This window comes from Streptomyces sp. McG3, from assembly GCF_018619185.1.
In the GTDB taxonomy this organism is placed as follows: Bacteria; Actinomycetota; Actinomycetes; order Streptomycetales; family Streptomycetaceae; genus Streptomyces.
Genome location: NZ_JAAXYC010000394.1, coordinates 1 through 6184, shown reverse-complemented (window position 1 = coordinate 6184; position 6184 = coordinate 1). Strand labels below are relative to the sequence as shown.

Genomic DNA, 6184 nt, shown 5'->3' with positions numbered 1-6184 from the left:
GTGCTCCCCGGTGGGCCGCTTCGTCCGCAATGGCCGGACGGGCCTGAAGGGTGGACCCTCGTCCGTGACCTCTCGGCTGGGGCAGGCATGAATGTGCGGTCTAGAGCAGCGATCTCAGTTTCAGCAGGTCGCGAAAGCCCGCCTCCAGGCGTACCCGGCCCGAGCCCCACGCCTTCGCGAAGTTCAGGTCGCCGTCCACCAGCGCCACCAGGTCGTCGCCCGTCATCGCGAGCCTGATCTCGGCCTTCTCCCGGGGCGACCCCTCCACCGTGTCCCGCACCTGGATCCGGCCGTCGGCCAGCCTGCCGGTGAACGTGACGTCGAGGTCCTTGATGTGACAGCTCAGCGAGCGGTCGAGGGCGGCCGCGCCGCGCACGTCGCCCTCGGAGGCTGCGAGGTTGTCGGAAAGTCTTGTCAGTGCGCTGCGGCACTCAGCCATGGTCGCCATCGTCCTCGACGGTACACCGGCCCGTCGATGTAGCGTTTCGGCATGAGCGATGTGATGCCGGAGGCGGGACCGCCCTCCATGAGCACGCCCGAGGAACCCGCGCCCCTGGGCGTCGAGCGCACCCCCACCGGCCGGGCGGACGTGGACGCTCTGCTGGGGCGTCTGGCGGACGCGGACCACCTCCCGGCGGACGGGCACATCGAGGTGTACGAGGATGTACACCGTGGGCTGCGGTCGGAGCTGACCTCGCTGGACGCCCGTCCGGCCGCCGAACCCGGTCCCGTACCCGCGCCTTCGCACCGACCGCACGACACGCATCACCACACGCATCACGACAACAGGAGCTGAACCGAACGTGGCAGGAGTGGCACGTCGCCGCCTCGACGCCGAGCTGGTACGCCGCAAGCTCGCCCGCTCGCGCGAGCACGCGAGCCAGCTGATCGCCGCGGGGCGCGTCACCGTCGGCCGCACCACCGCGACCAAACCCGCCACCCAGGTCGAGACGGCCGCCGCGATCGTCGTCACCAAGGACGACGGCGACCCGGACTACGTCTCGCGCGGCGGCCACAAGCTGGCCGGGGCGCTCGCCGCCTTCGTGCCGCTCGGGCTGACCGTCCAGGGGCGTCGGGCGCTGGACGCCGGGGCGTCGACCGGCGGGTTCACCGACGTGCTGCTGCGGGCCGGGGCCCGGCAGGTCGTCGCCGTCGACGTCGGCTACGGGCAGCTCGCCTGGTCGCTGCAGTCCGATGAGCGGGTCGTCGTCAAGGACCGTACCAACGTGCGGGAGTTGACCTTGGAAGCCATCGACGGGGAGCCGGTCGACCTGGTGGTGGGGGACCTGTCCTTCATCCCGCTGGGCCTCGTGCTGCCCGCCCTCGCCCGGTGCGCCGGGCCCGACGCGGACCTGGTCCTCATGGTCAAGCCGCAGTTCGAGGTGGGCAAGGAGCGGCTGGGCAGCGGCGGAGTGGTGCGGAGCCCGGAGCTCCGCGCCGAAGCCGTGCGTGAAGTGGCGCGCCGGGCCTGGGGGCTCGGCCTCGGTGTACGGGGGGTGACGGCCAGTCCGCTGCCCGGCCCGTCGGGGAACGTCGAGTACTTTCTGTGGCTGCGGGCCGGCGCACCTGAGCTGGATCCCGCGGATGTCGACCGTGCAGTGGCGGAGGGGCCTCGTTGACGACGAATGTGACCACGAATACGGCACGAACAGTCTTCCTTCTGGCGCACACCGGCCGGCCGGCCGCGATCCGCAGCGCGGAGCTCGTCGTGCAGGGGCTGCTGCGCAACGGGCTCGGCGTACGGGTCTCGGCGACCGAGGCGGCCGATCTGCCGCTGCCGGACACCGTGGAGACGGTCACCGACACCAGTCCCTCCGCCGTGGACGGCTGCGAGCTGCTGATCGTCCTCGGCGGTGACGGCACCTTGTTGCGCGGCGCGGAGTTCTCCCGGGCCTCCGGGGTGCCGATGCTCGGCGTCAACCTCGGACGCGTCGGCTTCCTCGCCGAGGCCGAGCGCGACGACCTCGACAAGGTGGTCTCCCGGGTCGTCACCCGCGACTACGAGGTCGAGGAGCGGATGACGATCGATGTCCTCGTGCACAGCAACGGCGCTGTGGTGCACTCCGACTGGGCGCTCAACGAGGCGGCCGTGCAGAAGGTCTCGCCCGAGCGGATGCTCGAAGTGGTCCTGGAGATCGACGGCCGTCCGGTCACCGGGTTCGGCTGCGACGGGATCGTCTGCGCGACCCCGACCGGTTCGACCGCGTACGCCTTCTCGGCGGGCGGGCCCGTCGTCTGGCCCGAGGTCGAGGCGCTGCTGATGGTCCCGATCAGCGCCCACGCGCTGTTCGCCAAGCCGCTGGTGACCTCGCCCACGTCCGTCCTCGCGGTCGAGGTCCAGCCGCACACCCCGCACGGGGTGCTGTGGTGCGACGGGCGGCGGACCGTGGAGCTGCCCGCCGGGGCGCGGGTCGAGGTGCGGCGCGGTGCGGTGCCCGTACGGCTGGCGCGGCTGCACCAGGCCTCGTTCACCGACCGGCTGGTGGCGAAGTTCGCGCTGCCCGTCTCGGGCTGGCGGGGCGCGCCGCACTGACGGTTCCGAGGACGCCCCACGGCCCCCGCGACCCTCGGGAGAGTGAATCCGGGAGCGGGGGCCGTCGCGCGCCCGGCCCGGGACCTCGTAAGGTCATGTCCGTGTTGGAGGAGATGCGGATACGGTCGCTCGGAGTCATCGACGACGCGGTGGTGGAGCTGTCACCCGGTTTCACCGCGGTCACGGGTGAGACCGGCGCGGGCAAGACCATGGTCGTCACGAGCCTCGGGCTGCTGCTCGGCGGGCGCGCGGACCCCGCTCTCGTACGGGTCGGGGCCAAGGCCGCGGTCGTCGAGGGCAGGATCACGGTGTCCGAGGGCGACGCGGCGGCGCTGCGGGCCGAGGAGGCCGGGGCGGAACTCGACGACGGCGCGCTGCTCATCAGCCGTACGGTCTCGGCGGAAGGACGCTCACGGGCCCATCTCGGCGGCAGATCCGTGCCGGTGGGGGTCCTGACCGAGCTGGCTGACGAACTCGTCGCCGTGCACGGCCAGACCGACCAGCAGGGCCTGCTCAAGCCGGCCCGGCAGCGGGGGGCGCTCGACCGGTACGCCGGGGACGGCGTGGCGGTCCCGCACGCCGCCTACACGGAGGCCTATCGGCGGCTGCGGACCGTCGCCGCGACCTTGGAGGAGCTGACCACCCGGGCCCGGGAGCGGGCTCAGGAGGCGGATCTGCTGCGTTTCGGTCTGAACGAGGTCGCCGCCGTCGAACCGTTGCCGGGTGAGGACGTCGAGCTGGCCGCCGAGGCGGAGCGGCTCGGGCACGCCGAGGCGCTCGCCTCCGCCGCCTCCCTCGCGCACACCGCGCTCGCGGGGAACCCGGAGGATCCCGAGGGCGTCGACGCCACCACCGTGGTCGCCTCCGCCGGGCAGGCCCTGGACGGGGTCCGGGCCCACGACCCGGCGCTGGCCGCGCTGGCCGACCGGATCGGGGAGATCTCCATCCTGATCGCCGACGTCTCCGGCGAGCTGGCCGGGTACGCCGACCAGCTGGAGGCCGACCCGCTGCGGCTCGCCGCCGTGGAGGAGCGCCGGGCCGCGCTGACCACGCTGACCCGGAAGTACGGCACGGACATCACAGCCGTGCTCGCCTGGGCCCAGGAGGGCGCGGGCCGGCTCACCGAGCTGGAGGGCGACGACGAGCGCATCGGTGAACTGACCGCCGAACGCGACGGTCTGCGGGCCGAACTCTCCGTGCTCGGACAGGCGTTGACCGATGCGCGCACGGAGGCGGCCGCCCGGTTCGCCGAGGCGGTGACGGGCGAGCTGGCCTCGCTCGCCATGCCGCACGCACGGGTCTCCTTCGCCATCCGGCAGACCGAGGCCGCCGACGAGGCGTCCGGCATCGACATCGGCGGGCGCTGCGTCGCCTACGGTCCCTCCGGCGCGGACGAGGTCGAGCTGCTGCTCGCCCCGCACCCGGGTGCCCAGCCCCGGCCGATCGCCAAGGGCGCTTCGGGCGGTGAGCTGTCCCGGGTGATGCTCGCGGTCGAGGTCGTCTTCGCGGGCTCCGACCCCGTACCGACGTATCTCTTCGACGAGGTCGACGCGGGCGTCGGCGGCAAGGCGGCCGTCGAGGTCGGCCGGCGGCTCGCCAAGCTCGCCCGGTCCGCGCAGGTGGTGGTCGTGACCCACCTGCCGCAGGTGGCGGCCTTCGCCGACCGGCAGCTGCTGGTCGAGAAGACCGTGGACGGCTCGGTGACCCGCAGCGGCGTCACGGTCCTGGAGGGCGAGGACCGGGTACGGGAGCTGTCCCGGATGCTGGCGGGCCAGGAGGACTCCGAGACGGCCCGCGCCCACGCCGAGGAGCTGCTGGCCACGGCCCGCGCCGACTAGCCGCTCGTGGAGGCGGCATGGGTACGGGCGGGGGGATTCCTCCCGCCCGTACGTGCTTCCGGCGGGCGGATGTCGACAACTTCGCGCCTCAATATTCACCCGTGAGGGTGGTGCGGTGCGGTCGGTTGTCGCCATGAGTGCGGCAGCAACGTTACGCCGGTCCCGGAACGTGCGTACGGGCTGGCATCCTTGGCGCTGTACTTTCCGCCGACTCCGGAGCCCCGGGGAGCCAATCAACGTGTCACAACTGCGTACGGTCCAAGTCCTGGGCGGCGGCAGTGCGGGCAGCAGCGCGCACGTCGGTTCGCTGGCCGCCGGGCTGGTGGCGCGCGGGGTGCGGGTGACCGTCTGCGCCCCGTCCGCGGTGGACCGCGCCCACGACTTCACGGCGACCGGGGCCCGGTTCCTCCCGGTGCCCCGGCGCAGCGACCCGGCCGCCGTCGCCGCGCTGCGGGCCGCCTGCGCGGGTGCCGACGTCGTCCACGCCCACGGACTCCACGCGGCCGCCCGCACCGCCCTCGCGCTGAGCGGTCGCGCCGTGCCCCTGGTGATGACCTGGCACACGCGGCGGTACGCGGAAGGCGCCCGCCGTCAGATCCTGCACCTGCTGGAACGGCGTGCCGCGCGGGCGGCGGCCGTGGTCCTCGCCCCCTCGTCCGACCTGGTGGACCGGGCCCGCGAGCGGGGCGCCCGCGATGCCCGGTTCGCCCCTGTCGTCGTCCCGTCGCCCCGCCCCGCCGCCTTCGACGAGGGCAAGGCGCGGGCCGAACTGGGTGCGGTGGAAAGGCCATTGCTGATGGCCGTCGGCAGTCTCGTGCCGCATCACGGCTTCGACGTCCTGCTGGACGCGGCCCGCGTCTGGCGGTGTCTGGACCCCGTCCCGCTGCTCGTCATCGCGGGGGAGGGGCGCGACCGGGGCGCTCTGCAACGGCGGATCAGGGACGAGGAGCTGCCCGTCACCCTCATCGGAAGCCGGGACGGCGTGGGGGAGTTGCTCGGCGCCGCCGACCTGGCACTGCTGCCGAGCCGGTGGGAGGCCCGCTCCCCGCTGGCGCAGGAGGCGCTGCGGGCCGGGGTGCCGCTCGTCGCCACCGCGGTCGGCGGCGTGCCCGAACTGGTCGGCCGGGCAGCCGAACTGGTGCCCTACGGCGACGCCGAGGCCCTCGCCCGTACGGTCGTCAGGCTGCTCGGGGACCCGGCGGAGCGCGCCCGGCTGGCCGAGGCCGGGCGGGTGCAGGCGGCGGGCTGGCCCACCGAGGACGACACGATCGCCCATGTGCTCAGCGTCTACGACGAGTTGGCGCAGCCACTGGCGACCGGTCGGGTGCGCTGACGAGACGGGCTCCCGGCCCCGCTCTCAGGTCGTGTGGCGGCGGGCCCGCAGCGCCAGACTCAGCGCCAGCACCGTCTGCGGGTCGTCCAGGTCCGTGCCCAGCAGCTCCCCGATCCGGGCCAGCCGGTTGTAGAGCGTCTGGCGGTTGAGGTGCAGCTCGCGGGCGGTCTCCGCCTTGCGGCCCGCGTGCGCCAGATACGCCTGGAGCGTCGGGAGCAGAGGCGGGCGCGAGGTGCGGTCGTGCTCGCGCAGCGGGCCGATCGCCCGGTTCACGAACGCCGCCAGGTCCGGATGGTCCCGCAGCCGCCACAGCAGCAGGTCGATGTCGAGGCGCCGGGCGTCGTACCAGGGCCGGTCGTCCAGGCCCTGCGCGGCCGTCGCCGTCTCCGACGCGTGCCGCAGCCCCGCCCCCGCCGCGGCCCAGCCGCCCGCGACGCCGACCACGACCACCGGCGGCTGCGATCCGGCGCGGTCGAGGCC

General features: G+C 74.1%; 7 protein-coding genes. 5 read left to right on the top strand and 2 right to left on the bottom strand.

The window, feature by feature from the left end; translation table 11 throughout:
* Positions 1–100 precede the first annotated feature (100 nt).
* Positions 101–448 carry an SCP2 sterol-binding domain-containing protein gene (locus tag HET64_RS35185; protein ID WP_215111305.1) on the bottom strand — a complete coding sequence of 116 codons (348 nt, stop codon included), beginning with the start codon at positions 446–448 and terminating at the stop codon, positions 101–103.
* 42 nt (positions 449–490) lie between these two features.
* On the opposite strand from HET64_RS35185, the gene HET64_RS35180 reads away from it, so the two are divergent.
* The 5 genes from HET64_RS35180 (at position 491) to HET64_RS35160 (ending at position 5704) form a co-directional block, all read left to right on the top strand.
* Positions 491–796, top strand: coding sequence for a hypothetical protein (locus HET64_RS35180; protein WP_215111304.1), 306 nt, complete (start codon positions 491–493; stop codon positions 794–796).
* 7 nt (positions 797–803) lie between these two features.
* Positions 804–1619, top strand: a complete 816-nt coding sequence (locus tag HET64_RS35175) for a TlyA family RNA methyltransferase (protein ID WP_215111303.1) — start codon at positions 804–806, stop codon at positions 1617–1619.
* A gap of 8 nt (positions 1620–1627) precedes the next feature.
* Positions 1628–2533 (top strand): NAD kinase, encoded by a 906-nt coding sequence (locus HET64_RS35170; RefSeq protein ID WP_215111306.1) that lies wholly within the window; start codon positions 1628–1630, stop codon positions 2531–2533.
* 95 nt (positions 2534–2628) lie between these two features.
* Positions 2629–4371: a DNA repair protein RecN gene (recN, locus tag HET64_RS35165; protein ID WP_215111302.1), complete on the top strand. Its 1743-nt coding sequence runs from the start codon at positions 2629–2631 to the stop codon at positions 4369–4371.
* 238 nt (positions 4372–4609) lie between these two features.
* Positions 4610–5704 carry a glycosyltransferase family 4 protein gene (locus tag HET64_RS35160; RefSeq protein ID WP_215111301.1) on the top strand — a complete coding sequence of 365 codons (1095 nt, stop codon included), beginning with the start codon at positions 4610–4612 and terminating at the stop codon, positions 5702–5704.
* A 24-nt stretch (positions 5705–5728) separates the two neighbouring features.
* Here HET64_RS35160 and HET64_RS35155 read toward each other — a convergent pair.
* Positions 5729–6184, bottom strand: a 456-nt coding sequence (locus tag HET64_RS35155) for a CdaR family transcriptional regulator (RefSeq protein WP_215111300.1), incomplete at its 5' end; no start/stop codon positions are given.

Bases quoted from the DNA above. Each gene is read 5' to 3' on its own strand.
- recN (WP_215111302.1), top strand. From the start codon at position 2,629: ATGTCCGTGTTGGAGGAGATGCGGATACGGTCGCTCGGAGTCATCGAC.
- HET64_RS35180 (WP_215111304.1), top strand. From the start codon at position 491: ATGAGCGATGTGATGCCGGAGGCGGGACCGCCCTCCATGAGCACGCCC.
- HET64_RS35185 (WP_215111305.1), bottom strand. From the start codon at position 448: ATGGCGACCATGGCTGAGTGCCGCAGCGCACTGACAAGACTTTCCGAC.